We start from the raw sequence: 26,567 nt of genomic DNA, 5'->3' as shown, positions 1-26,567 counted from the left end.
AGAACCGGCACTTTTTGCTTGACCCTTGGCTTATAAACGAGCAAATTCTTCTAGCAAACGAATCATTTGGCAAGTAAAGCCATATTCATTATCATACCAAGCGACGGTTTTCACCAGTTGGAAATCGCCAGCCGTGGTTACTTCTGTTTGTGTCGGATCAAAGATAGAACCTTGAGTGGTACCAATCACATCTCCAGAGACGATCTCACGGTCATCGTAACCGAATGACGGATTATCGACGGTGTGTTTTCTGATCGCTTCATTGACTTCATCGGCGGTTACTTTGGTTTTCAAAATTGAGACTAATTCTGTTAAAGAACCATCGACGACAGGAACCCGTTGGGCGTGTCCTTGTAATTTGCCATTTAATTCTGGGATAACTAGACCGATCGCTTTAGCAGCACCTGTCGAGTGAGGGATCGTGTTATCTGCAGCGGACCGAGCGGCTCTTAAGTTTCCGCCTTTTACCGGACCATCCAATAGCATTTGGGTAGAAGTATAGGCATGTACCGTCGTCATCGTACCAACTTCGATCCCGAATTCCTCATTTAAGAAGTAGGCCATCGGAGCTAAGCAGTTGGTCGTACAAGAACCTGCGGATATGATAGTATCCTCTGGTGTTAACGTGTCGGAGTTGACATTGTAAACGATCGTTTTCATATTACCAGCTGGTGCGGAGATAACGACTCGTTTGACACCCGCATCAAGATGGGCTTGTGCTTTTTCTGCAGAAGTGTAAAAACCCGTGCATTCTAAAACGATATCGACGCCATTTTCTTTTGCCCAAGGGATTTTGCTTGCGTCTGGTTCAGCGTACACACGGGTCTCTTTGCCATCGACAACGATAGCATTATCCGTTGCAGTAACAGTTCCAGGGTACGTGCCGTGGGTCGAGTCAAATTGCAATAAGTGTGCTAACATGACTGGACTCGTTAAATCATTGATTGCCACAACTTCAATATCGGCAGAAACTTCTTTGATCCTACGAAAAGCCAAACGTCCAATTCGTCCAAAACCATTGATTCCAACTTTTACTGTCATTTCTTGTTTCCTCCTTTGATTGTGTCTGGTACATTTAAAAGTTTGCTACGATTTCAAGTGACTGTCAAAGAATAACCCTTAAGAATTCGCGATTTCTTACGGAAACCCATGAGAAAAGATAGACAAAAGACGTTTCGGTCGTTACAATAAAATAGACTTTCTTATTAGAGAAATAGTAACCACTTAAGGTGAGATAACTGATAATCAAAAAGTATAGAAGGTAGTAAAAAAAGAATGGAGGACAAATAATGTCCATGTTTTTAGATCAAGTGACAATCGATGTCAAAGCAGGAAAAGGCGGCGACGGAATGGTTGCTTTTCGCCGAGAGAAATATGTCCCAGACGGCGGACCCGCAGGTGGTGACGGTGGACGTGGTGGTGATGTCATTTTAGTCGTAGACGAGGGTCTGCGTACATTAATGGATTTCCGTTTTAATCGTCATTTTAAAGCGCAACCCGGGGAAAACGGCATGAGTAAAGGAATGCACGGTCGTGGCTCAGATGATACCTACATCAAAGTACCACAGGGAACGACCGTTCGTGACGCTGAAACAGGTGCCTTATTAGGTGATTTGATTGAGCAAGGCCAAACATTAGTGATTGCTAAAGGTGGCCGTGGCGGCCGTGGCAACATTCGGTTTGCCTCTCCGAAAAACCCAGCCCCAGAATTAGCTGAGAATGGAGAACCTGGTCAAGAAAGAAAAATCGAGCTCGAATTAAAAGTTTTAGCAGATGTTGGTCTAGTTGGTTTCCCTTCAGTTGGGAAGTCTACATTACTCTCTGTGATTTCCTCTGCTCGACCAAAAATTGGTGCGTATCATTTTACCACGCTGGTACCAAATTTAGGTATGGTAACAACTACTGATGGCCGTAGTTTTGCGGTCGCTGATCTACCTGGTCTGATCGAAGGAGCCTCACAAGGGGTTGGTTTAGGGACTCAGTTTTTACGCCATATCGAACGGACCCGCGTCATTTTACATGTAATCGATATGAGTGGCATGGAAGGACGCGATCCATACGAGGACTATTTGTCCATCAACAATGAATTGTCGACCCATAACTTGCGCTTACTAGAGCGACCACAAATCATCGTTGCCAATAAGATGGATATGCCGGATGCTGAAGAAAACCTAGCCCTTTTCAAAGAGCAGCTGGCAAAAGAAAAAACGGATGAGTTCGCGGATGAACCAATGATTTTCCCAATCTCTGGTGTCACTCGTAAGGGAATCGATGCCTTGTTGAATGCGACAGCGGATCTATTGGAAGTCACTCCTGAGTTTCTTTTATACGATGAAGAAATGGAAGAAGATGTTGTTCATTATGGCTTCCAATCGGATGAACCAGAGTTCTCAATTGATCGCGATCCTGATGCAACTTGGATCTTGAGCGGTGAAAAAATCGAAAAACTATTCCAGATGACGAATTTTGATCATGATGAGACCGTGATGCGTTTTGCTCGTCAGCTGCGTGGTTTAGGTGTCGATGAAGCATTACGGGCGCGCGGTGCCAAAGACGGCGATATCGTTCGGATCGGCAACTTCGAGTTCGAGTTTGTCGAATAATCGTTTAAAAGAACATCATTTGCCTAAAAAATACCTTTTTAGCTGCAGTGCATTTGACTACCGATCATTGATTTTCACTAAGAAATCAATGATTGGTAGTCTTTTTGGTTTCTTTTTTCATTTAAATGATTTACTGTTAAAATAAAGAAGAGAACAAATAAACCAAAGGGAGCGATTTTTATGTCAAAACGTGTCATTGTAATGAATTTTGATGCCAGTGCCAAAGCGTACCAAGCCTTTTCGGAAGTGAAACGGATGCATATGGAACGGAAGATCAAAGGGGAACAAATGGCAGTTCTTACCCACACCAATGAAGGCGTGCATCAATTTAAAGTCGAGGACTTTCTCGATTTTACTGGGAACAATAAGACATCAACGGGTGGATTGATCGGGATGCTCGTTGGTGTGCTAGGCGGACCTTTAGGAATCATGCTGGGCTGGTTTGGTGGCAGTATGATCGGTGCTACTCGTGATGCAAAAGAGATCCAAAATGCGCAAATGCTTTTTGAACATGTCGGAAACCAAATTGGTGTTGGTGATACGGGGTTATTATTGATCGCAGATGAAGAAGACAATCGTCCTTTGAATCAATTGATCATGAATGAATTAGGCGGTGACATCACGCGCTTTGACTACGATGAAGTGGAAGCAGAGATTGAAACGGCTAAGAAAGTCGAAGAATCCACCAAAGCACGCGTTCAAGAAGACTGGAAAAACTCTCATAACGACGCAGAAGATCGCCAATCTGAGAAATAAAATCCACAAGCTTCAATTGCAACTTGATTTCTTTTCCGCTAAAATTGGAAAGAGATGAAAGGAAAGAAGCTTATGGAATTAGAATTTTTAGGAACAGGCGCAGGTGTGCCTGCGAAACATCGAAACGTGACCAGCATTGCGTTACGACTTTTAGATGAACGGAATGCCGTTTGGCTTTTTGATTGTGGCGAAGGGACGCAAATGCAGATTTTGCATTCTACGATTCGTCCACGAAAGATTGAAAAAATCTTTATCACTCATCTTCATGGTGACCATATCTATGGGTTGCCAGGATTGATCAGCAGCCGCTCCTTTCAAGGAGGCGACACGCCTCTAGAGATTTATGGACCCAAGGGGATCAAAGCATACGTTCAAACCGTTTTGCGGATTTCTCAGACCAAAGTCAGCTACCCCTTACATTTTTTCGAGATTGAAGAAGAAGGGATTCTTTTTAAAGATCAGCAATTTGAAGTATCGTGTCTGCGCCTTGATCATGGCATTGACAGTTTTGGTTATCGGATTGTTGAAGCAAGCCATCAAGGGGAATTGCAAGTGCAGGCTTTACTGGAACTTGGGTTGAAACCTGGGCCGCTCTTCGGTCGTTTGAAAAAAGGTGAAGTAGTTACCCTTGATGATGGACGTCAAATCAATGGGGCTGATTTCTTGGGCCAAGCGAAAAAAGGTCGGATCGTGGCGATATTAGGTGATACGCGTAAATGTCAAAACGCCGTACTGCTAGCAGAAGATGCGGATGTATTGGTGCATGAAAGTACCTTTAACAAAGAAGAAGCCAAGTTGGCTCGCGCTTATTTTCACTCGACGACGCGGCAAGCTGCCGAAGTGGCACAAGAAGCTCAAGCGAAGCGTTTGCTGTTGACCCATATCAGTGCGCGTTACGTTGGCAAAGATATTACAAATTTAGTAAATGAAGCAAAAGAAGTATTTCCAAATACGTTGATCGTCAAAGATTTTGATATTGTCGAGATCCCTTTTGCCGGAGAGGAAGAAACAGATGAATTTAGAGAATAAAGTTGTCGTTGTAACAGGTGGCTCTGCTGGACTTGGAGAACAAATCTGTTATGAAGCCGCAAAACGTGGTGCGATCGTCGTGACTTGTGCCCGAAGAACGAATCTGATTGGAAAAGTCAAAGAACAATGTATGGAATTAAGCGGCAAAGAAGCGTATGCGTTTCAATTGGATGTAGCAAATCCTGAAAGTGTGGAGCGCTTACTAGAAAAAATCAATGAAAAAGTTGGTAAGATCGATGTCTTCGTCAATAATGCTGGCTACGGGATCTTTCAAGAATTTACAGAGATGGACCCGGCGGTCATCCGAAATATGTTCGAAGTCAATGTGCTTGGCATGATGGTTTTGACCCAGCAAGTAGCGATCCAAATGGCTGAACAAAAGCATGGTCATATCATAAATGTTGCTTCGATCGCAGGTAAGATCGCTACGCCAAAAACGGCCGTCTACTCTGCAACAAAATTTGCTGTGCTCGGTTTTTCTAACGCATTACGTTTAGAACTAAAACCATTAGGGATCAACGTAACAACGGTCAATCCTGGACCGATCGAAACGGCATTCTTTGACCAAGCAGACCCAAGCGGTAGTTACTTATCGTCGGTGGGCAGCCTAGTGCTCGAACCGAACAAATTAGCGCAAACGATCGTCAAAGCGATGATCCATCCAAAACGAGAAATCAATCGCCCACATATTTTAGGCGCTGCTGCGAAACTATATACCCTGTTTCCTTCAATCGGCGATTATATGGCGGGAACGATGTTCAACAAAAAATAGGAGTTGAAGCCCATGAAAAATCAATGGCGTGTTATCGTTGGTATTTTACTGATTTTAGTGATCGTTTTATTTGCCGTTGCAAACAATATGACTGTCCCGATCAACTTTGGCTTCGCAACGATTCAATCGCCACTGATCTTAGCCATTATTGGTTCTGCTTTGTTAGGCGCATTGATTTTGCTGCTGGTTTCCACAAGCGCAATGTTCCGCCAAAAAAAAGAACTAAAGCAATTGAGAAAAGAGCTTTCAGATTATCGTTCGAATAACGAGAAGGTTCTCCAAGAACAACGAGAAGCTTTGGAACGGGAATACACGAACAAGCAGGCGGAGTTAGCGGCAAGACAGCAGCAGCTCGATGATCAAGAAGCCCAGCTTTCCTCACGTGCTGCGGGCGCATCCACGCCACCAACGATCGATGAGGAAATGAAGTCTTTTGAATCGCAAGCCTAAAAGAACGACGTTTCACAAAAAAAGAGTTTGCTAGTGCAAGATTTGCTGCAAGCTCTTTTTTTGTGTTGTAAAACGAGTGCTGTTTCTCTCGTTGTTTTTCTTTTTTGCATAAACTTTGCTATAATATCCTAGTTAGGAGTGATTTGGTGAAACGTGCAAATTTTCACTGGGTGCGTCCGCAAGAAAGCGAAACGACCCCAGTATTTAAAGAGCTGATCCAAGAAAGAAAGATCCCTGAGCGGATCGGCGCGTTGCTATGGCAGCGAAATATTCGAACAGCAGAGGCGCTCGATGCTTTTTTATCAACGGACCTGCAATATCTTCATGATCCGTTTTTATTTCATGATATGGCTAAAGCCGTGGAACGAATCCATGAAGCGATTTTAAATGGCGAACGAATCTTGATTTATGGTGATTACGATGCGGATGGGATTACGAGCACTACCGTGTTAAAGGAAACGTTGGAATTGCTAGGGGCGGAAGCTGAGTATTATTTGCCTAATCGTTTTACAGATGGATATGGGCCCAATCTAACTGTCTATCAAGATAAAATTGCAGCAGGGACGCAATTGATCATCACCGTCGACAATGGGGTGTCTGGTCATGAGGCGATTGCTTATGCTCAAGGACAAGGAGTTGACGTGATCGTCACAGATCACCATGAACTACCTGCAGAACTACCGGAGGCGTTTGCTATTGTCCATCCCCGTCACCCTCAAGGAAACTATCCTTTTGGTGATTTGGCTGGAGTCGGCGTTGCATTTAAAGTGGCTTGCGCTTTGTTAGAAGAAGTGCCAGTGGAATTGCTTGATCTTGTTGCGATTGGGACGATCGCTGATATGGTTTCTTTAACCGATGAGAATCGGCTATTAGTCAGCAACGGGTTGAAAATGATTCAGCAATCGGATCGCATCGGACTGAATGAGTTGCTGTCAGTCAGCGATTTAAAAAAACAAACAGTCAACGAAACAGATATTGGCTTCGCAGTTGGACCACGGTTAAATGCGATCGGTCGTTTGGAGGATCCCAATCCGGCTGTTCGCTTGTTGACTACCTTCGATGAAGAAGAGGCAGTCAGCTTAGCGAAAACCTTAGATACAATCAATCAGCAGCGAAAAACATTTGTTGAAGAAATCATGAAAGAAGCACAAGAAAAAATCGATCCTGCGAATCATGTTCATTTGGTGGTAGGAGATCATTGGCACGAAGGCGTTTTAGGGATCGTGGCAGGACGAATCATGCAAAGTACAGGACAACCAGTAATCGTTTTGACCAAAAAAGAAAATGGCTTAGCCAAAGGGTCGGGAAGAAGCATTGCTGCGTTGAATCTGTTTGAAATGCTGTCGACGATGAAAGACATGTTTACTAGCTTTGGCGGCCATCATGCAGCAGTTGGATTAAGTATCCCCATCGATCATTTAGATATGCTGCAAGCCCAAATGAATCGTTACGTTGAAGAAAATGCCATTGACCTCAGTCAGGGCATCCCCTTAGCGATCGATGAGGAGCTACCGTTAACAGAAGTTTCGATCAGTTTTATTGAATCATTAAAAGTCTTAGCGCCTTTTGGAACGGACAACCCCTTACCGAAATTTTTATTTTCTAATCTGATGACTCAAAATGCTCGCCAGATTGGTTCAGAAAATCAGCATTTGAAGTTAGTGATGAGCGATGAGTCTAACACGCAGCTGGATGTCATTGGGTTTGGTTTTGGAAAAGATTTAGTAGCGTTTGAAAACGACCGCTTATCGATCGTTGGTCAGCTTTCCATCAATGAATGGAATGGCAACAAAAAACCGCAGCTCATGTTGGATGATTTTGCAGTGGAAGGGATTCAGCTATTTGATTATCGTTCGAAAAGAAGCCGTCAAGGTGTCTCTCTGGGCAGTCAAACACTAGGCGTTCTTTTCAAGCAGAAACTTCCTCGGGAATTGCAAGGCTTTTGTGGGCAAACCACCATATTTGACTCAGTTACAGCCTTGGAAGATACTTTTCGTGCTGGTCAGTTCCAAGAGATTGCATTTTTAGATTGTCCTGCTGACCCTGCATTGATCAAAGAGATCGTTCAAGCGCTCCAGGCGTCAAGAGTTGCTTTTGTTTTCTACTCGACAGAAGATGCTTATTTAGATGGGGTAGGGACAAGAGAGCAATACAGTCGTCTCTTTCAACTGATCAAACAGCAGCCTCGTTTGGACATTCGTTACAAACTAAAGATGGTCGCTGACTATCTAAAAATTCCACAAAAATTACTTATTTTCATGATTCAGGTGTTTTCTGAGCTGGAATTTGTTACAATACAAGATGGTGTTTTGAATAAAACTGCTGATCCTGTTTCCCGTCCATTGACGGAGAGTCATTTGTATCAGCAACGACAAAAACTGATCAAAACAGAAGAATTTTTATTAATGAGTGATTTATCAACCCTTCGTCAGTGGTTGACAGTCTAGGAGGAAAGAAAATGGATTTAAAAGAGTATATTGCTAGTATTCCTGATTATCCCCAAGAGGGAATTATTTTTCGGGACATCTCGCCATTGATGGCAGATGGAGAAGCGTATCGGTATGCGACACAACAAATCGTTGAGTATGCACAAGAAAAAGGCATCGATATGGTGGTAGGACCTGAAGCCCGCGGCTTTATCGTTGGTTGTCCAGTTGCCTATCAATTAGGTGTCGGCTTTGCCCCAGTACGTAAAAAAGGCAAATTGCCACGGGAAACGATTGAAGCAGAATATGAAAAAGAGTACGGTGTGGATGTCTTGACGCTGCACGCCGATGCCATCAAACCAGGTCAACGTGTCTTGATCTGTGATGATCTACTAGCAACTGGTGGAACGATCAAAGCAACGATCGAACTCGTAGAAAAACTAGGTGGCATCGTTGTTGGCTGTGCCTTCTTGATCGAACTGATGGATCTACATGGAAGAGACAAGATCCAAGGTGTCGAAATCAAGACGTTAATGGAATACTAAAAAAGCAGAAACAAAAAAAGACTCGCTGGAGTCCTTTTTTGTTTCTGCTGCCTTATGGGCGTATGTAGGGGAAGGATCATGGTTCATAACGATAAAAATCATGATCGTGATAATAATGGCGGTTACGTTTGCGCTCTGCTTGGCGGAATTTTTTTTCATCCCAAAGCATGAACCAAAGCATCATTAGAGGGCAAAAAATCAGAACAGCACTTAAAACGCCAAAATAGCCAATAACAATTCCCATCAATAATACCCACAACATAAAACCAAATCGACGAACTGCTTTCATCTCATTCACTCCTTAAATAATACGAACTTATGTTTGTATACTTATTATACGAATGTTTGTTCGCTTTGTAAAGAGGAAAGAAAAAAAATCTTCGTAAAAACGAAGATTTCCTAGTCAGCTCGTTGAGCATCAAAGCAGATGGCGATACAATCCAACAACCAATCCTAAAATCGTTACGTCAGGCAAAATGATTGGTTCTAAATAATCATTTTCTGGTTGTAAACGAATGTAATTCTTTTCTTTATAGAATCGTTTGCACGTAGCTTCGTCTTCATCTGTCATAGCAATCACGATATCGCCATTTTGAGCACTTTGTTGTTTACGAACGATTACTTGATCACCGTCGAGAATGCCAGCATTGATCATACTTTCTCCTCGGATCGTCAACATGAATAAACTTCCTGTGCTATTCGCTAAATCTGGCGGAATCGGAAAGAAATCGGATGCATCTTCCACGGCTAAAATCGGTTCTCCAGCAGTTACGACACCAAGCATCGGAATGGATGCTGGTTGAACATCGATTTTTTCAAGACCGGAAGCAGTTAATTCAATGGCTCTGGGTTTTGTAGGATCTCGTAAGATCAGCCCTTTTTTTTCAAGTCGGGACAAATGGCCATGAACAGTTGAGGTAGAAGATAACTGAACGGCTTCGCCAATTTCGCGAACAGTCGGCGGATAGCCTTTTTCAGTGACACGTGTATGAATGAACTTAAGAATTTCGATTTGTCGATTTTCTGTTCGTTTTGCCAAAACTGACACCTTCTTTCATTTGATAACCTTAGTGTACCATAGCTATATCGATTATTCAAACAAATGTTCGCTTTTTGTGCTATTGTTTTTGCTCGCTAGTTTGTAGTAAAATCAAGAGGGAAAAGGAGGAACAACTATGCTATCTCAAGAAAAATTAGCTCGAATCAATGAACTTGCCAACAAGAAAAAAACAGAAGGATTGACTGAGGCTGAGACCCACGAACAAAAAGTTCTGCGTGAAGAGTATTTAACCGCCTTTCGTGGAGGGATGCGACACCATATCGAAGGAATGAAAATCGTTGACCCTGAAGGTGCTGATGTGACACCAGAGAAGTTAAAAGAGATTCAAAAGAAAAAAGGTCTCCACGGCAGATAATTGTGAATTCCTTTTCATTGCTATTGAAATAAGCTTTTGAATCACGTATAATGAAAGATGTAATAAAGGTAAAAAAAACCTAAATTAGGAGGAACTACCATTGTTTGATAAAATCGATCAATTAGGAGTGAACACCCTTCGTACATTAAGTATCGAAGCCGTACAAAAAGCCAATTCAGGACATCCAGGATTACCGATGGGGGCAGCACCCATGGCCTATGCCTTGTGGACGAAACACTTGAAAGTCAATCCAACGACTTCTCGCAACTGGGTGGATCGTGACCGTTTTGTTTTGTCTGCTGGACACGGTTCGGCGTTATTGTACAGCTTGTTGCACGTGTCTGGCTACGATGTGACCATTGAGGATCTAAAAAACTTCCGTCAATGGGATAGCCGCACGCCAGGACATCCAGAAGTCGATCACACAGACGGCGTGGAAGCAACCACTGGACCTTTAGGACAAGGGATCGCCATGGCAGTCGGTATGGCAATGGCCGAAGCCCACTTAGCTGCAACCTACAATCGCGAAAAGTATCAAGTCATTGATCACTATACCTACGCTTTATGTGGCGATGGCGACTTGATGGAAGGTGTTTCGCAAGAAGCTGCATCCATGGCTGGTCACATGAAATTAGACAAACTGATCGTCTTGTACGATTCAAATGACATCTCCCTAGATGGCCCAACTTCAAAAGCCTTTACAGAAAATGTCGGTGCGCGTTTTGAAGCGTATGGCTGGCAACACATTCTCGTTGAAGACGGCAATGATTTAGAAGCGATCTCGAAAGCGATCGACGAAGCAAAAGCTGAAAGCGACAAACCAACCTTGATCGAAATCAAGACTGTGATCGGATACGGTGCGCCAAATCAAGGCACCTCTGCCGTTCATGGTGCGCCGATCGGTGCCGAAGGCATTTCTGCAGCTAAAGCGATTTATGGTTGGGAATACCCAGAATTTACCGTACCTGAAGAAGTTGCCGCGCGCTTCAAAGAAACCATGATCGATGAAGGGCAAAAAGCTGAAGCAGCTTGGAACGAAACCTTCCGTGCCTATGAAACAGCCTACCCAGAACTTGCTGCGCAATTCAAACAAGCCTTTGCGGGTGAATTGCCAGCAGATTGGGATGCAGCATTACCAAGCTACGAAGTTGGCAGCTCACAAGCTAGTCGAGTATCTAGCAAAGAGATGATCCAAGCCTTATCCAAAGCCGTCCCTAGTCTCTGGGGTGGATCGGCTGACCTTTCTGGATCCAACAACACGATGGTGGCAGCAGAAAAAGACTTTGAACCTGGCCAATACGAAGGCCGCAACATTTGGTTTGGCGTCCGAGAATTTGCGATGGCGGCAGCGATGAACGGCATCCAATTGCATGGCGGTACGCGAATCTATGGCGGAACCTTCTTCGTCTTCGTTGATTACTTACGTCCAGCGGTGCGCTTGTCTGCGATCCAGCATGCACCTGTGATCTATGTCTTGACGCATGACTCCGTGGCGGTGGGAGAAGATGGACCGACGCATGAGCCAATCGAGCAATTAGCCAGCGTCCGTTGCATGCCAAATGTCCAAGTGATTCGTCCAGCAGACGGCAATGAAACCCGTGCTGCCTGGAAATTGGCCATGACAACAACGGATAAACCAACGGTCTTAGTCTTAAGCCGACAAAATCTACCAGTGATCGAAGGCACGCAAACCGGTGCGGATGAAAATGTCGCAAAAGGTGGCTACGTGATTTCAAAACAAGCTGGTGAAACACCAGCGGGGATTTTGATCGCCACAGGTTCTGAAGTGAATCTTGCGGTCCAAGCACAAGCTAAATTGGCAGAAGAAGGCATCGATGTATCGGTGGTTTCCTTACCAAGCTTTGATCTGTTTGAAGCACAAAGCTCAGAATACAAAGAAAGCGTCTTGCCAAAAGCAGTGAAGAAACGGGTAGCGATCGAAGCAGCTTCCCCATTTGGTTGGGAACGTTACACCGGTTGCCATGGAAAAGTGATCGCGATCGATCATTTCGGTGCATCCGCACCTGGTGACAAAGTCTTAGCGGAATTCGGCTTCAGTGTTGAGAATGTCGTGAATACTTTCAAATCAATCGATTAATTGATCGACAATCAATCAAAAATAGCACGTTCGAGAATCTTTTCGATTTTCGAGCGTGTTTTTTTGTCTGGAGCATGGTTAGAGAACCACAAGGGAGAGGAATGAGAAACGCAAGTCACCGATTCAACAGGGAAATACTTTCTATCGATGAGCCAATCGTCAGAGAGAAACTGGATCAAATAAATAATAAACGTCACTTTGTTGTATAAAATTGAATATATATGAATAAAAATGCTAGTTTTCGTTGTTGCAAGACTGGTTCCTGTGTATAGTTAAAGAAAAGGAAACTAAACAATAAGAGCCAAGGAGAATGGCTCAAGAAAAGAGAACAGGGAAGAACGACTACTTGAAGAAAGAGGAATAAGGAGATGAGAAAACATGATGAAAAGGTTGAGGGTTAGTCACACGAACCGACGAAAGAAATGCGGCGTTATGAGTGGAAAAAAGAAAAAAACCATTCTTTTAGTAATACTACTGCTAAAGCTATTTTCACGAGACGTTTACGCAACAGAATTGAATGAAATTGCAACAGGTGATGAAGCAAACGTTGTGATACATACTGATTTTCTCAAGAGTGAAGTGACAAATCCGTCTATTTATCTCACCTATACGGCCGTTCCGTCAAGTGGAAGTGAGATAATTGATGTTCACGTTGAGATCAATGGGGCATACCATAGTCATCTTTATTTGAAAGATGAAAACAATCACGAAACAGTGGAGGAATTCGAATTCGGCAGTGGAATCGTTGTTTTGCCCTATCATCAATCAGAAGCGATGTATCTTGAGCTTGTAGCGGTTGACAGCAGCGGCGCCAGTGGGCGATTCAAATTAGAACATCCGATTACTGTGGTAGATCCACCCACTCTGCCGTCACCAACTCCAGATGAAATTAGTACTGAATTCTTTTGGGAGGATGAAAGAACATTTGTGAACAATCGCTTATACATGGGAATCGCTGGAGAAACAGAAATAGATCGATTCCGAGTATCAGAAGCGAAGATCCATGAAGCAGTCGAATCGATTGGCGGGACAATTTTGCAAGAAGCGGATTGGTCATGGCATATTCTCATAGGTGTCAAAAAAAGTACCGCTGAAGAGCTGATCGCCATGATTATGAGTCTGGTGACGAATTATCCTGAGGTCTTCGACGGGGGCAGTTTAGATATAATTGAGAATGTCGGACATGCAGGAGAGACAAGTGAGACATTTGATGTGGACACGAACGAGACCTTAAATGATCCGTTGGCCTATGCACGATCAAATGAGGCTGCAGCTTCTACTGAGCCGTTGGAGATTCCCACCGGAATGACACTATTTCTTTATATAATAATGGTAATACCAGTGCCAAGTTTGGCCGTAACATGGTTTTTACTCAGACACAAACGCTAAATAGGAGGAAAAATGGAAATAAAAAAGAAACGATTGCGCAATAAAGTCGTGGTATTAGTGATCATCTTGCTGTTTACACCCAAAATCAGTCATGCTGAAACGAATAGTAATACAGAAAGAGACGGGTAAACAATTATAAACATGGAAGATAAACCGATCATCGAACTACTCAGTGAAGAGCCTGGTGCAGAATTAAATGTGCCCTTTTTTGAGATAATCTACGCAATAACCCCTACTACAGGTAGTTTTATTGATGAAGTGTTCGTGAAGGTCGATGGGGAATTCGATCTTTATCTTTTTCGAAGTATCACTTCATCAGTAATGATCGAACCCGGTCGAAAAATAGCTGACGCACGTTTATTTCTTCCAACTGAATCTGAAGCGCATCGATTTGAACTTGTAGCCATTGACAGCACAGGAGCAATGGCGACCTATTCATTTGAAGAACCATTTTATATGAACGAATCTCCAGGCCTACCTGCACTGTTTTTGGAGGATATCACTACTTATGAGGCAGACGGCGTAAAAAAGGGTTTTGTGAACAATCGCATACACCTTGAAATCGACCGTGCTGCTCGCGATGAGCAGTTTCCCACATTGACTGAACAATTGTTGGATAGTCTCATCACACGTGAAGCTCAACTTTTAGCTGGACCTGATCAAAATGATCGAGTAACAATTGAAGTAGCACCCTTTTCCTTTGAGGAATTTCATCAGATCCTCTTTGAAATCAGACAATTTTCTTCTGGGTTGATCAAAAGGGGAGCTTTGGAAGAAATTGATCCCGCGACTGTTTCACTTGATCCTAGAGACGAAAAGCATGCAGCTCGGCCCATGACAATTACTTCAGATATGGTTCAGACAGGGTGGGTCCCTGGACTATTTTTGCGCAAATATCAAGCGAATCTGCTCAGGTTTAAGTTTACCCTGAGTGAGGAGAATTATTTGCTGCACAAGTACTTTCCGTCCACTGATTTAGGACGATCATTGTTCTATCAACGTGCGGACGATGCCGTAAGGCAAATCGATGGAATCAGAGTAATCGATCCTCTGCCGATGTTTCCGTATATATGGGTAGAACTCGATGAAAATAGTCCCAATGAATTGATCGAAAAAGCCCAAAAAGTAATGAGAGAATCCGCGGATGTATTTGACCAAGCAGAGATGGTCTTGATCAATGATTTTCTAAATGGCGAACCATTCTACGAAGAGGTGCATAGGCAAGTACCAGTTGTGATCAATGAGAATGGTACCGTAGGCTCGCTGTCTTCGGTAAAATGGATAGGGATCACACCGACTATGAAGTCAACTTACCGCACTATCATAAGTCTCCCCATAATTTACTTATGCTTCATTTTTTGTGTGTATCTTTGGAACCGAGTGCGTTTTCGTCCCAAATAGTTTTAGATTTTTCAGGAATCGACGGCGATCAACAAGGCAGGTTCAGAAAGGAGCTAAGAAAGCAAGGTGGTTGAAGGAAGCTGAGTTGCTGCAAATTTGTTTTTTGATTATTTCTGAAACAGAAAAGAAGAAAGTGAAAAAACTTTTAAAAGTTTTTCGTTTTGTTAAGAATACTAAGAATGTTCGTTTAGTTTTTTAAAAGACTCTTTCCCGAGTGTAAAGTGAACATTGTTTGCACTGTTAGATGTTTTTCCGTATAATAGCTGTATTGATTTATTTGAAAAAACGTACAGTTACTGGAGGAAAAAAATGGGAAGTTATCAAACAAGAAGTGAAAGACATCATCAACCAAAGAAGACGATAAAAAGACCTACTAAAAAGGCGGTGGTCTCTTTGATGGGGGCAGGAATGATGTTAGCGCCAATGACGGTCACTTTCGTTCCTCAACAGGTACAAGCTGCTGAGAATCAATACGCGACGCAGGACATCTCAGGTTTTATTGAGCAAATTGGCTGGTCAGCACAAGATGTTGCTGCCAACAATGATCTCTATGCTTCTGTGATGATTGCTCAAGCGATTTTGGAAAGCGGCTATGGTTCTTCCGCGTTATCCAATGCACCCTATTACAATTTGTTTGGGGTCAAAGGCAGTTACAACGGACAAAGTGTCTATATGCCTACACAAGAGTATTTGAATGGTCAGTGGGTAGAGATGAATGAACCGTTTCGTCAATATAACTCTTACTGGGAATCGTTTCAGGATCATGCGAATGTCTTGCGCAGCACGAGTTTCGCGACAGGAACTGCTCATTACAGTGGTGTTTGGAAAAGCCAAACAACCTCATTTTATGATGCAACGAATTACTTGACGGGGCGCTATGCTACCGATCCAGGGTATGCACAAAAACTGAACTGGTTAATTGAAACGTATCAGCTCACACGCTTTGATACTGGCACAACGCAAAGTACCGCATGGACAAGTACAACGAGCACGACTAGCACCAGTACTACGCAAACTACAACGACGACTCAGGTAAACAGCGGATCTACAGCGCAGAGCTATCACGTTGCTTCAGGCGATACACTTTGGGATATCGCCAATAAATTTGGCACAACGGTCGACGCTCTAATGGCAACAAATGGGTTATCTAGTGAGGTCATTGTTGTTGGCCAAGAATTAATCGTTTAATTATCTGATACCGCCTTAAGAATGATTGCTCTAAATGGCATCATTCTTAAGGTTTTTTTTTAATGGAAAAACAAAATCAAGAAAGTGAATACAAACAAATATAAAAAAATAAGAAAAAAATTGAAATTGCTTACTTTTTATTCGCAACTCGGGGTTATTTTAGGTAGAATGGAAGAATAAGAACGGGAGGGATTTTCAATGACAAAAATCTATCAATCGGTCAATGAGTTAGTTGGGCATACGCCAATCGTCAAATTAAATCACATCGTAGAAGAAGGTTCTGCGGATGTGTATCTGAAATTAGAGTTCTTCAATCCTGGGGGAAGTGTCAAGGACAGAATTGCTTTAGCCATGATTGAAAAAGCAGAAAAAAATGGCTTGTTAAAAGCTGGTGATACCATCATCGAACCAACTTCTGGGAATACTGGGATCGGCTTAGCCATGATCGGTACGGCAAAAGGCTATCGTGTCGTGCTGGTTATGCCAGAAACCATGAGTATTGAAAGACGTAAAATTGTTCAAGCTTATGGCGCAGAGTTGATTTTGACCCCTGGGTCTGAAGGAATCACTGGTTCTATCAATAAAGCAAAAGAATTAGCAGAACAAGACGGCTATTATATGCCATTACAATTTGAAAACCCAGCCAATCCAGAAGTCCATGAAAAAACGACAGGGAAAGAAATTGAGGATGCGTTTGAATCTAAAGGGTTAGACGCTTTTGTTGCTGGGATCGGCACAGGTGGCACGATCACTGGTGCGGGGAAGGAATTGAAGCGCGTCTATCCTAATTTGAAGATCGTGGGCGTTGAGCCTGCAGAATCAGCTATTTTAGGAGGTGGCAAACCTGGTCCCCATAAGATCCAAGGGATCGGCACGGGATTTGTTCCTAAAGTACTAGACACTGAGATTTATGATCAGGTGATTGCCATCGCTAGTGAGGATGCCATGGAAACTGCGCGTCAAGTTGGGATGAAAGAAGGAATCTTAGTAGGAATTTCTTCTGGTGCAGCGATCAAAGCGGCATTAGAGGTTGCTAAGGACTTAGGAAAAGGCAAAAAAGTCTTAGCGATCGTACCAGATAATGGTGAACGCTATTTGTCTACGGCACTGTATCAGTTTGAAGACTAGCAAAGAGGGGGAAAGCAGGCATTCGTTTGTCTGCTTTTCTTTCTCGAAAAACTGAGGGAAGACGGGCTGGGCAAATGCGTTATTCCTTTAAAAAAACAAGGAAAGCTGTTTGAATTTTTAGGTTTTACATAGTATGATAGGTAAGATAAGAGAAATGGAGGAACTCCTGTGAGTACGATCTACGATGAAGCGATCAAACGATTAAAACATGAAAATATTCGTATTACACCGCAGCGAGTAGCGATATTAGAATTTTTAGCCAGTCACGATGCCCATCCGACCGCTGAAGAGATTTATCGGGCGATCGAAGTTCATTTTCCTGGTATAAGTGTCGCAACGGTATACAATAACTTACGTTTGTTCACAGAAATTGGCTTTGTAAAAGAAATGAATTATGGAGATGCCTCCAGTCGTTTTGATTTTACAACGGAGCCTCATTATCATGCTATCTGCCAAAAGTGTGGAAAGATCGCTGATTTTTACTATCCAGGATTGGAAGATGTCGAAATGGCGGCTTCGAAATTAACTGGGTATCAAATAAATAACCATCGACTAGAAGTTTATGGTCTATGTCCTGAATGCCAAGTGAAAGAGGAGGAAACAAAATGAAGATAATTTCTACAGATCAAGCACCACAAGCAATCGGTCCTTATGTTCAAGCAAAAATCGCAAACGGCTTTTTGTTTGCTTCTGGTCAAGTGCCATTAGATCCTGTTTCGGGGGAAGTTGTCGGTACGACGATTGAAGTACAGACTCAGCAAGTATTGAAAAATATCAACGCGATTCTTGAAGCGGCGGAACTTACGCCAGATGACATCGTTAAGACGACATGTTTTTTAAAAAATATGAATGATTTCGTTCCTTTCAATAATACGTATAGCACATTGTTCAATGAAGCGTTACCTGCACGTTCTGCTGTCGAAGTTGCTCGCTTACCAAAAGATGTTTTGGTTGAAGTTGAGATCATCGCAGCAGTCAAAGAAAAAGCGTAACCAACAAAGAATCGTGGGACGTCCGCATTTGCGTCGTCCCCTTTTTATTGATTCGATCCTGATAGGAAGAATCTTAATGTTTCAAGTGAGCCAAGGAGAAGAGGATGTAGTATGGTTTCGTTAAAGGAATATTTGGCAAAAGGGCAAACGACGATTTCAAATTTGCTTTTAGAGAATTACCATCATCTTGGTTTGACGAATGATGAATTTTTGTTATGGCTGCAACTGTATCGCAGCCATGAGCAAGGCAATGATTTTCCAGATTTACGTGAGATTGCCTCGGTGATGGGCAGCGACCAAAAAGAAATCTATCATTGGTTGAATCAATTGCTGAAAAAAGATGTGCTGCGAATGGGTTCTAAAAAAGACGACGCAGGAAAAATGGTGGATTATTATGATTTCACTGGCATTTATGAACGGCTCGAGTTTCTTTTGCAGCAGCAATCCAAAAAGGAAGTCGCTGAAACAAATGAAGAGAAGATACGCGAGTTGTATCGCTTATTTGAAGGAGAATTTGGTCGCCCCTTATCGGCGATCGAATACCAACGGATCGGGCAGTGGTTGGATGAGGACCACTATGATCCCGAGCTGGTCCAGTTTGCTTTGCGAGAAGCGGTCTTGAATCAAGCGTATAGTTTAAACTATATCGATCGTATTTTGCTTTCGTGGGAACGCAAGAATATTACCTCAAAAGCGCAAGTAGAAGAAGAGCAAAAAAGAAGAAAAAAACAGTTTCTTCAAAATGAAACCACGCCACAAGAGGATGGCCCAATGCCCAAAATCCCTATGCATAATTGGTTAGAAGGAGAGTAAGATACAAGGAGTTTAATTCGTCCAATGATCAGTAAAGAAAAAACAATGACTGCGATAGAAATAATGTATGAGATGTTTCCTGAAGCACATGGAGAACTAGTGTCAAAAAATGCCTTTGAATTGCTGATTGCTGTCATTCTAAGCGCACAGGCAACGGACGTGTCAGTCAATAAAGTGACACCGGCACTTTTTGAAGCATATCCAACGCCGCAGGCTCTCAGCGAGGCGCCGTTAGAAGACATTATTGAAAAAATCAAATCGATTGGCCTCTATCGAAACAAAGCGAAAAATATCAAAGCTTGTGCCTCTGAATTGTTGCTGCGTTTTGGAGGCGAAGTGCCTCAAACCAGAGAAGACTTAATTTCTTTGCCAGGTGTCGGCAGAAAAACAGCGAACGTCGTTCTTGGCGATGCATTTGGCATTCCAGCAATCGCTGTCGATACGCATGTCGAGCGGGTATCAAAAAGGCTGCGCATCTGTAAACTAGACGCCAACGTATTAGAAGTCGAACAAACATTGATGAAAAAGATTCCAGATACGTTGTGGGTCAAAACGCATCACACGTTAATTTTCTTTGGTCGTTATCATTGCACAGCCCGGGCACCTAAGTGTGAGGTTTGTCCATTGTTGACAATGTGCCAAGAAGGAAAACTTCGGATGAAGGGGAAGAAAACCATTTAATGGTGAACATAAACCAAAAGTAACTAGGATCAAGACGCTAAGCGAAATCGCTTAGCGTTTTTTTTTTGCACAAATTGATAAAAAAACAGGTAATTAACGTAATACCCTTTATTAAAGCCCTTTCAATTAACTGGAAAAACATAAGCTTACTGAATTTTTTTGATTACACCACTCAAAATTAGGTGTTTTTTCACAAAGAGATCGTGTGAGGGATGATGCTCGATGCGAAATGAACCTTCCGATACGCCTTTTTTTTTGAAACTATTTGTAAGCTTAGTATGATGGGCTTCTTTCGGACAGTTTTTAACCTTTCTTTTTATAAAACAGCATATTTTCGGTCAATAAAACGTAAAATTAATAAGAAAATTCACCCATTGGTGAAAAATAGTATTTCAAATCTGTGAAAATCATCAGTATAGTGAACTTTGTCAAAGGTTATAAGTCTTTCTCTGCTATTTTACGAATGACAGAAAAAGCGTTGCACAGTTCAAATGATTCTGTAACGATCTCAAAATCATTTTTTGTTAACGGGTCTTAGACAAACACAGTTTTGAAAAGATCACTTATAAGATGTGGCAAGTATAGAGGAGGAGGGAGAATGAAAGGAGAAAAGGTATGGAAATTAGTTCGTATGGTTCTGTTTTGCACTCTTTTTTATGGGATAACTATTTCTACGGCAGCGGTGAATGCTCAGGAAGTGCAGTCGGTTGAAACAGAAAGCTCTGTGCTTTTTACCGGTGTTTATGAGCCTATTGGGCAACCCGAACCAGCACCGCCAGCAGGCCCTACAGAGAATATCTCGCCACCAAACGAGGTAGCAAAACCAGGTGGTATTTTACCAAAGACCAACGAGACAAGAACTTACGGCGTAATCTTACTTGGATTACTGCTCGTACTGGTTGTATTGTATGTGCAATATACCAAACATCGATCAAGATTTATGATGGTTAAAAAGAAAAGACAAATAATTTGAAAGCAGGGATGAATTTGAAATTCGTACGATTTGCATCGGCAGCTGTTTTAGCTGCAACTTTATTTACTATTAGCGCGCAAGCCTTCGCTACTGAAAGTGTAACAAACCATGATACAGAAGGGAAAGTTCTCTTTGTACCAAACGATAGCGAAGCGACAGTGGTTCAACCACCAAATCCTGGTCCTAATGGTCCAGATGTAGAGATCAATCCAGTCGGCCCGGAAGGACAAACGGGACCATTGACGATTGCTTACGCACCTACGCTTAATTTCGGTGAGCAAGTGATTTCTAATACCGATCAAGAATATAAGCTAGTGGCTGAATTACACAAGCTAAAAGACGCGGAAGATAGTGAAGAAAGAGTTCCATATGTTTCATTTGCTCAAGTCCAAGATACGCGTGGGACAAATGCTGGTTGGGACTTAAAAGTTTCCTTAAGTGCTTTTGAATCAGGAACACAGAATAATGAACTGACTGGAGCAAGAATTCGTTTTAATTCGCCAAAATTGGAATATAACGGAAGCAACCAAGAAAATGAACCACAAATTCATGCGGATGGATTGATTTTAGATGCTACAAATAGTGAGCGTTCGGTTCTGACCGCTGCTCAAACAAAAGGTGCTGGCGTATCGTCAGTCGTTTGGGGCGATCAGGAAGAAATCAATCGACAAGTGGAAGCAGGCGCAGAGGTTGTTGAAAATGCTGGAATCGAGTTACTTGTTCCTGGATCAACAGCAAAAGACGCTGCTCTTTATGAAGCAACCCTTACTTGGACATTGGCTGCAACAGCTGGACCGGACGGAGAAACGGTTCAATAACTTAGTTTTGTACTGAATAAAAAAGAAAGAAGGAACTAGAAATGAAAAAGATTCGTTTAGCTACGGTCGCTGTATTATCCACCACTTTACTAGCAGGAGGCGTTCAAGCCTTTGCCCAATCTTCATTAGAAACGACTACCGATAACGTTGTAGGATTTACCTCAGACGGAAGCGATCTAACAGTGGTACAACCGCCAGTCGTGCACCCAGAAGTAGAAACGATCGAACCAACACCGCCAGGACAAACGGGTCCATTTACCATTGCTTATGCACCACAAACATTCGATTTTGGTCAGAATGCTATTTCTACCAGTGATCGTTGGTATTCGATCGTTGCTGATGAGCGTAATTTGGCTGATCAATCAGGTACGACACCGTATGTATCGTTTGCCCAAGTACAAGATACCCGAGGAACGCATGCTGGTTGGACATTAAATGTTAGTCTAACTGATTTTACTTCTGAATCAGGGGATGTCTTGACTGGGGCAAAAATCAAGTTGGCAAACCCTGAGATCGTGTTCAACAAAGGTGAGGGTGATCGAGACTTACAGCCAAGTGCCGTTATCAATAATGAAGAACAAAATGCGTTGATCCTAGATGTCAACGATCAAGACATTCCTGTCATGCGTGCTTCGGTCGGTCAAGGCGCGGGCGCTTCATCGATTTACTGGGGAGATCAAGAAAAATTGACGGAACAAAATCTTAATAAACAAGAAGGCGAAATTATCAGAAATGATGATATTCAACTATTTGTACCAGGCTCTACCACGCAGCTAGCAACTAACTATACTGCGGAAATGACATGGACGCTAACTGCTTCTGTTGATAGTAGTGGCGAAACAGTAAATCCGTAAGAAGGATCATAGCTTGCAACAAGAAACAACTGGCAGGAATAGTAAATTATTCCTGCCTTTTTTGGAAGGAGAACCACTTTTGACTGAACAACGTATGAGAATGAAATGGATAAAAACGGTTACCTGTGCGGTCATCCTACTATCATTCTTTTTTTCACCAAGATTGAGCTATGCTCAGACAGAATCAGAATTAAACTTCTATGTGACGCCTATCTTACCTGAAAGTCAGCTGGAAGGAGGGGCGTTGGGGTATTTCGATTTAAATCTTGGGGCAGGAGAACGTGATGAATTGGCTTTAGAGATCGAAAATGGTTCTGATCAAGCGATCGAAATAGAAATTTCTGCCCATACGGCATTTACGAATGTGAATGGTGTTGTGGAATATGGCCGGGATGCAGAATCCCCTGATCCAACTTTACCTGCATCAATTGATGAACTGGTAGAGGTGCCTGAAACCGTATCGTTCGATCCATTAGAAAAACGAATCATTTCTTTACCGATTACGATGCCAGAAGAGGAATTTAAAGGGGTTTTGGCAGGTGGCATTCGAATCAAAGAGGTTATTTCGGAAGAGGAGCAAACACAATCTGCTGAACAAGGATTAGGTATTCGGAATGCATTTTCCTATGTCATTGGTGTGGTAGTAAGCAACAATCGGTCCGCAACGGATCCGGGATTGGAACTGCTTGATGTTTTTGCCGATCAAGTAAACTACCGAAACGTATTTAGTGCTGTTATCCAAAATTATACTTCAACATTTGTCAATCAATTGGAAGTAACAGCTGAAATTCGATCTGTTGGCAGTGAGACGATTTTATATGAAACAAGTCAATCAGCGATGCAAATGGCTCCTAATTCACATATGCATTTCCCAATTCCCTTGAATGGTGATCGTTTTCGTAATGGGGAGTATGTATTGAATCTTACTGCGCGGTCAGGAGAGGAAGAGTGGTCTTGGGAACAGACATTTAGCGTAGAGGCAGAAGATGCTCGCCGCTTAAATGAACTCGATGTCACTGTAGATACGTCACTCAATTGGTGGATGATCGCCACGGCTGGTCTAATCAGCTTGTTTCTATTGCTTGCGATCATCCTAATTGTTCGTCAGAAAAAAAATGCAAAGGAAGGTGGGAAAAGTTGAAATGAAGAATACCTCACACAAGGTAATAATTGCGATCATTATTGGATTACTAAGTGTGCAAACTTTTTTTCCAAGTCTGAGCAGTTTACTATTGCCAGAAATCCACGCCATCGATCACACGATTGAACCATTGGACGAAACGCAGAACATGTCCTTGCTTGATAAAGCAACACAACCGATCCAAACAAAAGAATTTGACATCCATACCCCTTTTTTTCAGTTTCCAGTTAGTGTGATTGAAGGTGTCGTGGATCAACCGATCGATGTTTTCGTCGTATCAAGCCAACCGTTAGATGAGATTACGCTGGTTGTAGCGAAAGAAGCAGCGATCGTGGAAGAAGAATTTGCTGCAGAAGTGAAGAGTAAAAAGCTGTCTGAAGAAGAACAGGAATGGACGCTTACCTTTGATGAAGAGCTAATGGAGTTCGAGATTCCTATCGTCTTTAATAAAATAGGCGATTATCAACTGGTTATAGGTGAAGCGGAACTAACGATCGAAGTACAGGCAGAAGATGACGAGGAAGAGGACTCGGATGATGATGCAGATAATGAAACGATCGAGACAGAAGTCTCACCATCAGAGACGCCGCAGGAAGGGGAACGAACCACGCAACCTTCCAATGACGCGAACCTAAACGAGAATCAGCAAGACACAGAAGCTGATCAAGCAGAAGCGATTGCCCAATTGACAGAACCGGTCACACCGTTAAACGAAATCAGTCACCGGGATGTTTCCAACTGGCAAGAATTTATGGCGGCAATCGTGAATAAAGATGTAAATTATATCAATATCGTAAACGACTTTGAATCTTCGGATAATCCTACTCAAGGAGTTTCTGGAGTGGCTGTGGGAAGTGCAACTTCCAACCCAACAAATGGATTAGCCTATATTTGGACAAATGCTTCTGGAATTTCAAGAACGCTTGTGATCGAAGGCAATGGGTATCAAATCGACTTTAGAGCTGTTGCTGTCGGATTTTATGATAGTACCGTCAATAGTGCAACGCCGTGGGACATCACGTACCAAAATATCGATATCGTTCATGGCAACTATTATGGCTTCATGAATTTTACGAATATGAGCATTCCACAACAGAATCTATCCAGAATGCGCTACCATAATTTGACCAATGCGGGAAATCAATTGATTCACTCGCACGCAACACCTGTCGTTATGTCTGGCGAGGTAACATCGCATCAATCACCGACGTATACGTCCCGATCAGGACGAGTACAAACGATCAACGCAACGAATCAAGTAAATATGGAAATAACCCAATTAGAAGTTCTCGATAACGCAGTAGTTGACATGTCAACGATTAATGCGGGAAATATTTATTTGTACTATGCAACGGGTCGAATGATTATTGGCGATGATGTGAAAATGACCTTGCGAACAGCTGGCACAGGAGGAGAAGCCTATGGGGCAAATATTTACATTCAAAATGGTCGGATCGATATCGGTAATCGTTCCGAGCTTCATTTGAATGCTCGAGCCAACTCCCCCGCAATCAGTATGTATGCTAGCGGCGCCCACTTTGAAATGTCTGAGGATAGCAAAGTGGTAATCAAAGCTGACGGACGTACCACAAGCCTCAATGGATGGGGCTATAACATTATCTACATGGGTGCTGGAAGCACGATGCTTATTGGAAATAAAAGCAGTGTCGAAATTGATGCAGTGAATCAAGGGACCACCACATCCGGAGTGATCCATGTAGCCGGTGCCGCCACATTTATTGTTGCTAAAGAAGGAATCTTGGATATTAAGTCAGACGGAACCAATCCCTCTCATTCCTTGATGACATTTTTGAGCTCGGCCTCAACCTTCACTTTTGCGGATGCACAACGCATCAATTTAGAGAAAACAAGGGCGGTTACCGGAAATGCAGCAAATAGCAGCCTTATTTCGATCTCCGGCAGCGGTGGGCTATTAGATGTGGATATTCAAGCAGCGAAACAATGGCGGCACGGAAACTTGACGGAGGAACCAGACTTCAGTTGGAGTCCAATCTTCAACTTAAAAGTGAATTTTGCCTCTACCTTGTCATCGATTTCGAATGTTTCTTCCATCTCTCAAGCGATCGTTGATCATTTTCGCGCGAATTTTACCACAAGAGCACAACGCATCCTATTTGAATATATTCCAGATGTCGAGGTTCATTTAGAACCATTAACGGAAGACCCGGCACTGGAAGGCTCAAGAATCATTAGGGGAAAAGCCACACCTTATAGTGTGATTCGTTTTGACGGAGATCCAGCGATTCCCGCACCGCAACTGCAATCACCTTCTTTTGATGATAACAGCTTGTTCCATCTTCAAGCAGATGCCAACGGTGATTTCAGCTTGACTTTAGCCGAGGGGGATCGGTTTACAAAACATAATACGGTGACGGCTTACGCTTTCTTAAATGGAAAATTTGATACAGCTGAAACAGTTGTTCAAGAGATTGCCACAATGAATCCACGAGATCCGATCGCACCAGATATTGAAGTGAACCCAGAAAATAAACCGGATATACCAGAACATTTAGGGTTTATCAGTATCGATTTCATCTCCCAGTATAGCTTTGGAGATGTATCAATAAGTGCAGATACCAAACAGTACAAGGCATTGCCGCAACGTCTTAGTAGTGCAGATGGCTCAGTAACTGAGGAACGGCCAAATTACGTGCAGATTTCTGACCGGCGCGCTCAATTTACCGGTTGGGAACTTAACGCGACATTATCCGCTGCAGGATTTCGTAATGATCGAGGAGAAGAACTTCGGGGTGCACGAATTATTTTAGAAAATGCAGTTATGCTGACGAATGCTGCCAATTCAGCAATTCCTCCCACTTATAGTGAATCAATGATCCTTGATCCTGGGGTACCCGCTTTGATCGCTGAAGCAGATGCAAATGAAGGAAGCGGTACCTGGATTCAGCGCTACGGGGATATGGGGACGATGGGGGATAGTGTCAAACTTGAAGTACCCATTGGATCAAATCCGCGTAACATGACCTACCAAGCAACGATTGAATGGGAGTTAAGTTTTGTCCCATCTACCGAATGATCAATGCTCAATCTTATCAAATGGAAGCTGTTGACGCCTA

At 42.8% G+C, this 26,567-nt stretch carries 25 protein-coding genes; 22 read left to right on the top strand and 3 right to left on the bottom strand.

Features of this window, described 5'->3' with window-relative positions; all coding sequences use genetic code 11:
• Nucleotides 1–30 precede the first annotated feature (30 nt).
• The gene (gene gap, locus IGI72_RS09390) at nt 31–1,041 is read right to left on the bottom strand and encodes a type I glyceraldehyde-3-phosphate dehydrogenase (protein ID WP_005226174.1); all 1,011 of its coding nucleotides are present in this window, start codon (nt 1,039–1,041) and stop codon (nt 31–33) included.
• A 248-nt stretch (nt 1,042–1,289) separates the two neighbouring features.
• Here gap and obgE point away from each other — a divergent pair, with 248 nt between their 5' ends.
• The 7 genes from obgE to IGI72_RS09355 all read left to right on the top strand — a co-directional run bounded on the left by obgE (nt 1,290) and on the right by IGI72_RS09355 (nt 8,581).
• The gene (gene obgE, locus IGI72_RS09385) at nt 1,290–2,603 is read left to right on the top strand and encodes a GTPase ObgE (protein ID WP_005226173.1); all 1,314 of its coding nucleotides are present in this window, start codon (nt 1,290–1,292) and stop codon (nt 2,601–2,603) included.
• A 180-nt stretch (nt 2,604–2,783) separates the two neighbouring features.
• Entirely contained in the window at nt 2,784–3,359 is a 576-nt protein-coding gene (locus tag IGI72_RS09380; protein WP_010748409.1) for a DUF456 domain-containing protein, read from the top strand.
• Between the two features lie 72 nt (nt 3,360–3,431).
• Nucleotides 3,432–4,388, top strand: coding sequence for a ribonuclease Z (gene rnz / locus IGI72_RS09375; RefSeq protein WP_034857404.1), 957 nt, complete (start codon nt 3,432–3,434; stop codon nt 4,386–4,388).
• Nucleotides 4,372–5,160 (top strand): SDR family NAD(P)-dependent oxidoreductase, encoded by a 789-nt coding sequence (locus tag IGI72_RS09370; protein WP_015509761.1) that lies wholly within the window; start codon nt 4,372–4,374, stop codon nt 5,158–5,160. The genes rnz and IGI72_RS09370 overlap by 17 nt, the downstream gene beginning before the upstream one ends.
• Before the next feature lie 12 nt (nt 5,161–5,172).
• Complete coding sequence (locus IGI72_RS09365; protein ID WP_438753936.1) at nt 5,173–5,610, top strand: lipopolysaccharide assembly protein LapA domain-containing protein; 438 nt, start codon at nt 5,173–5,175, stop codon at nt 5,608–5,610.
• 146 nt (nt 5,611–5,756) lie between these two features.
• Nucleotides 5,757–8,057 (top strand): single-stranded-DNA-specific exonuclease RecJ, encoded by a 2,301-nt coding sequence (gene recJ, locus IGI72_RS09360; protein ID WP_438753934.1) that lies wholly within the window; start codon nt 5,757–5,759, stop codon nt 8,055–8,057.
• 11 nt (nt 8,058–8,068) lie between these two features.
• Nucleotides 8,069–8,581 carry an adenine phosphoribosyltransferase gene (locus tag IGI72_RS09355; RefSeq protein ID WP_005226167.1) on the top strand — a complete coding sequence of 171 codons (513 nt, stop codon included), beginning with the start codon at nt 8,069–8,071 and terminating at the stop codon, nt 8,579–8,581.
• A gap of 76 nt (nt 8,582–8,657) precedes the next feature.
• On the opposite strand, the gene IGI72_RS09350 is transcribed toward IGI72_RS09355, so the two are convergent.
• On the bottom strand, nt 8,658–8,870 hold the full coding sequence (locus IGI72_RS09350; RefSeq protein ID WP_005236082.1) for a hypothetical protein: 213 nt from the start codon (nt 8,868–8,870) through the stop codon (nt 8,658–8,660).
• A 129-nt stretch (nt 8,871–8,999) separates the two neighbouring features.
• Nucleotides 9,000–9,620, bottom strand: coding sequence for a transcriptional repressor LexA (gene lexA, locus IGI72_RS09345; RefSeq protein ID WP_005226165.1), 621 nt, complete (start codon nt 9,618–9,620; stop codon nt 9,000–9,002).
• Nucleotides 9,621–9,756: 136 nt separating this feature from the next.
• On the opposite strand from lexA, the gene IGI72_RS09340 reads away from it, so the two are divergent.
• The 15 genes from IGI72_RS09340 to IGI72_RS09270 all read left to right on the top strand — a co-directional run bounded on the left by IGI72_RS09340 (nt 9,757) and on the right by IGI72_RS09270 (nt 26,527).
• Nucleotides 9,757–9,996: a DUF896 family protein gene (locus IGI72_RS09340; protein ID WP_005226164.1), complete on the top strand. Its 240-nt coding sequence runs from the start codon at nt 9,757–9,759 to the stop codon at nt 9,994–9,996.
• A 100-nt stretch (nt 9,997–10,096) separates the two neighbouring features.
• Nucleotides 10,097–12,094, top strand: a complete 1,998-nt coding sequence (gene tkt / locus IGI72_RS09335) for a transketolase (RefSeq protein ID WP_438753932.1) — start codon at nt 10,097–10,099, stop codon at nt 12,092–12,094.
• A gap of 378 nt (nt 12,095–12,472) precedes the next feature.
• A complete protein-coding gene (locus tag IGI72_RS09330) occupies nt 12,473–13,483 on the top strand; it encodes a hypothetical protein (protein ID WP_005226162.1) in 1,011 nt (336 codons plus the stop codon).
• 141 nt (nt 13,484–13,624) lie between these two features.
• Nucleotides 13,625–14,884, top strand: a complete 1,260-nt coding sequence (locus IGI72_RS09325) for a hypothetical protein (protein ID WP_438753930.1) — start codon at nt 13,625–13,627, stop codon at nt 14,882–14,884.
• Nucleotides 14,885–15,193: 309 nt separating this feature from the next.
• On the top strand, nt 15,194–16,072 hold the full coding sequence (locus IGI72_RS09320) for a glucosaminidase domain-containing protein (RefSeq protein WP_016609285.1): 879 nt from the start codon (nt 15,194–15,196) through the stop codon (nt 16,070–16,072).
• Nucleotides 16,073–16,270: 198 nt separating this feature from the next.
• Nucleotides 16,271–17,200 carry a cysteine synthase A gene (gene cysK / locus IGI72_RS09315; RefSeq protein ID WP_005226159.1) on the top strand — a complete coding sequence of 310 codons (930 nt, stop codon included), beginning with the start codon at nt 16,271–16,273 and terminating at the stop codon, nt 17,198–17,200.
• Nucleotides 17,201–17,368: 168 nt separating this feature from the next.
• The gene (locus IGI72_RS09310; RefSeq protein ID WP_005226158.1) at nt 17,369–17,809 is read left to right on the top strand and encodes a Fur family transcriptional regulator; all 441 of its coding nucleotides are present in this window, start codon (nt 17,369–17,371) and stop codon (nt 17,807–17,809) included.
• Entirely contained in the window at nt 17,806–18,192 is a 387-nt protein-coding gene (locus tag IGI72_RS09305; RefSeq protein ID WP_015509753.1) for a RidA family protein, read from the top strand. The genes IGI72_RS09310 and IGI72_RS09305 overlap by 4 nt, the downstream gene beginning before the upstream one ends.
• 111 nt (nt 18,193–18,303) lie before the next feature.
• Complete coding sequence (locus IGI72_RS09300) at nt 18,304–19,005, top strand: DnaD domain protein (protein ID WP_010748401.1); 702 nt, start codon at nt 18,304–18,306, stop codon at nt 19,003–19,005.
• 24 nt (nt 19,006–19,029) lie between these two features.
• Nucleotides 19,030–19,686, top strand: coding sequence for an endonuclease III (gene nth, locus IGI72_RS09295; protein ID WP_005226155.1), 657 nt, complete (start codon nt 19,030–19,032; stop codon nt 19,684–19,686).
• Between the two features lie 598 nt (nt 19,687–20,284).
• Nucleotides 20,285–20,659, top strand: a complete 375-nt coding sequence (locus tag IGI72_RS09290) for an LPXTG cell wall anchor domain-containing protein (protein ID WP_005226154.1) — start codon at nt 20,285–20,287, stop codon at nt 20,657–20,659.
• Between the two features lie 14 nt (nt 20,660–20,673).
• Nucleotides 20,674–21,477, top strand: a complete 804-nt coding sequence (locus tag IGI72_RS09285) for a WxL domain-containing protein (RefSeq protein ID WP_015509752.1) — start codon at nt 20,674–20,676, stop codon at nt 21,475–21,477.
• A 41-nt stretch (nt 21,478–21,518) separates the two neighbouring features.
• Nucleotides 21,519–22,331, top strand: a complete 813-nt coding sequence (locus tag IGI72_RS09280; RefSeq protein WP_005226152.1) for a WxL domain-containing protein — start codon at nt 21,519–21,521, stop codon at nt 22,329–22,331.
• A gap of 13 nt (nt 22,332–22,344) precedes the next feature.
• Nucleotides 22,345–23,472 (top strand): DUF916 and DUF3324 domain-containing protein, encoded by a 1,128-nt coding sequence (locus IGI72_RS09275; protein ID WP_015509751.1) that lies wholly within the window; start codon nt 22,345–22,347, stop codon nt 23,470–23,472.
• Nucleotide 23,473: 1 nt separating this feature from the next.
• Nucleotides 23,474–26,527 carry a pectate lyase-like adhesive domain-containing protein gene (locus tag IGI72_RS09270; protein WP_438753927.1) on the top strand — a complete coding sequence of 1,018 codons (3,054 nt, stop codon included), beginning with the start codon at nt 23,474–23,476 and terminating at the stop codon, nt 26,525–26,527.
• Nucleotides 26,528–26,567 lie beyond the last annotated feature (40 nt).

The organism is Enterococcus sp. DIV1059_2 (genome assembly GCF_051713685.1).
GTDB classification, from domain to species: Bacteria; Bacillota; Bacilli; order Lactobacillales; family Enterococcaceae; genus Enterococcus_D; species Enterococcus_D casseliflavus.
This window is presented reverse-complemented; position numbering and strand designations above follow the sequence as displayed.

Coding starts and splice junctions, on each gene's coding strand:
- cysK (WP_005226159.1), top strand. CDS start 16,271: ATGACAAAAATCTATCAATCGGTCAATGAGTTAGTTGGGCATACGCCA.
- IGI72_RS09300 (WP_010748401.1), top strand. CDS start 18,304: ATGGTTTCGTTAAAGGAATATTTGGCAAAAGGGCAAACGACGATTTCA.
- IGI72_RS09340 (WP_005226164.1), top strand. CDS start 9,757: ATGCTATCTCAAGAAAAATTAGCTCGAATCAATGAACTTGCCAACAAG.
- IGI72_RS09370 (WP_015509761.1), top strand. CDS start 4,372: ATGAATTTAGAGAATAAAGTTGTCGTTGTAACAGGTGGCTCTGCTGGA.
- IGI72_RS09320 (WP_016609285.1), top strand. CDS start 15,194: ATGGGAAGTTATCAAACAAGAAGTGAAAGACATCATCAACCAAAGAAG.
- gap (WP_005226174.1), bottom strand. CDS start 1,041: ATGACAGTAAAAGTTGGAATCAATGGTTTTGGACGAATTGGACGTTTG.
- IGI72_RS09380 (WP_010748409.1), top strand. CDS start 2,784: ATGTCAAAACGTGTCATTGTAATGAATTTTGATGCCAGTGCCAAAGCG.
- IGI72_RS09270 (WP_438753927.1), top strand. CDS start 23,474: ATGAAGAATACCTCACACAAGGTAATAATTGCGATCATTATTGGATTA.
- IGI72_RS09290 (WP_005226154.1), top strand. CDS start 20,285: ATGAAAGGAGAAAAGGTATGGAAATTAGTTCGTATGGTTCTGTTTTGC.
- IGI72_RS09355 (WP_005226167.1), top strand. CDS start 8,069: ATGGATTTAAAAGAGTATATTGCTAGTATTCCTGATTATCCCCAAGAG.
- IGI72_RS09280 (WP_005226152.1), top strand. CDS start 21,519: ATGAAAAAGATTCGTTTAGCTACGGTCGCTGTATTATCCACCACTTTA.
- obgE (WP_005226173.1), top strand. CDS start 1,290: ATGTCCATGTTTTTAGATCAAGTGACAATCGATGTCAAAGCAGGAAAA.
- IGI72_RS09305 (WP_015509753.1), top strand. CDS start 17,806: ATGAAGATAATTTCTACAGATCAAGCACCACAAGCAATCGGTCCTTAT.
- IGI72_RS09330 (WP_005226162.1), top strand. CDS start 12,473: ATGATGAAAAGGTTGAGGGTTAGTCACACGAACCGACGAAAGAAATGC.
- IGI72_RS09325 (WP_438753930.1), top strand. CDS start 13,625: ATGGAAGATAAACCGATCATCGAACTACTCAGTGAAGAGCCTGGTGCA.
- IGI72_RS09350 (WP_005236082.1), bottom strand. CDS start 8,870: ATGAAAGCAGTTCGTCGATTTGGTTTTATGTTGTGGGTATTATTGATG.
- rnz (WP_034857404.1), top strand. CDS start 3,432: ATGGAATTAGAATTTTTAGGAACAGGCGCAGGTGTGCCTGCGAAACAT.
- IGI72_RS09365 (WP_438753936.1), top strand. CDS start 5,173: ATGAAAAATCAATGGCGTGTTATCGTTGGTATTTTACTGATTTTAGTG.
- nth (WP_005226155.1), top strand. CDS start 19,030: ATGATCAGTAAAGAAAAAACAATGACTGCGATAGAAATAATGTATGAG.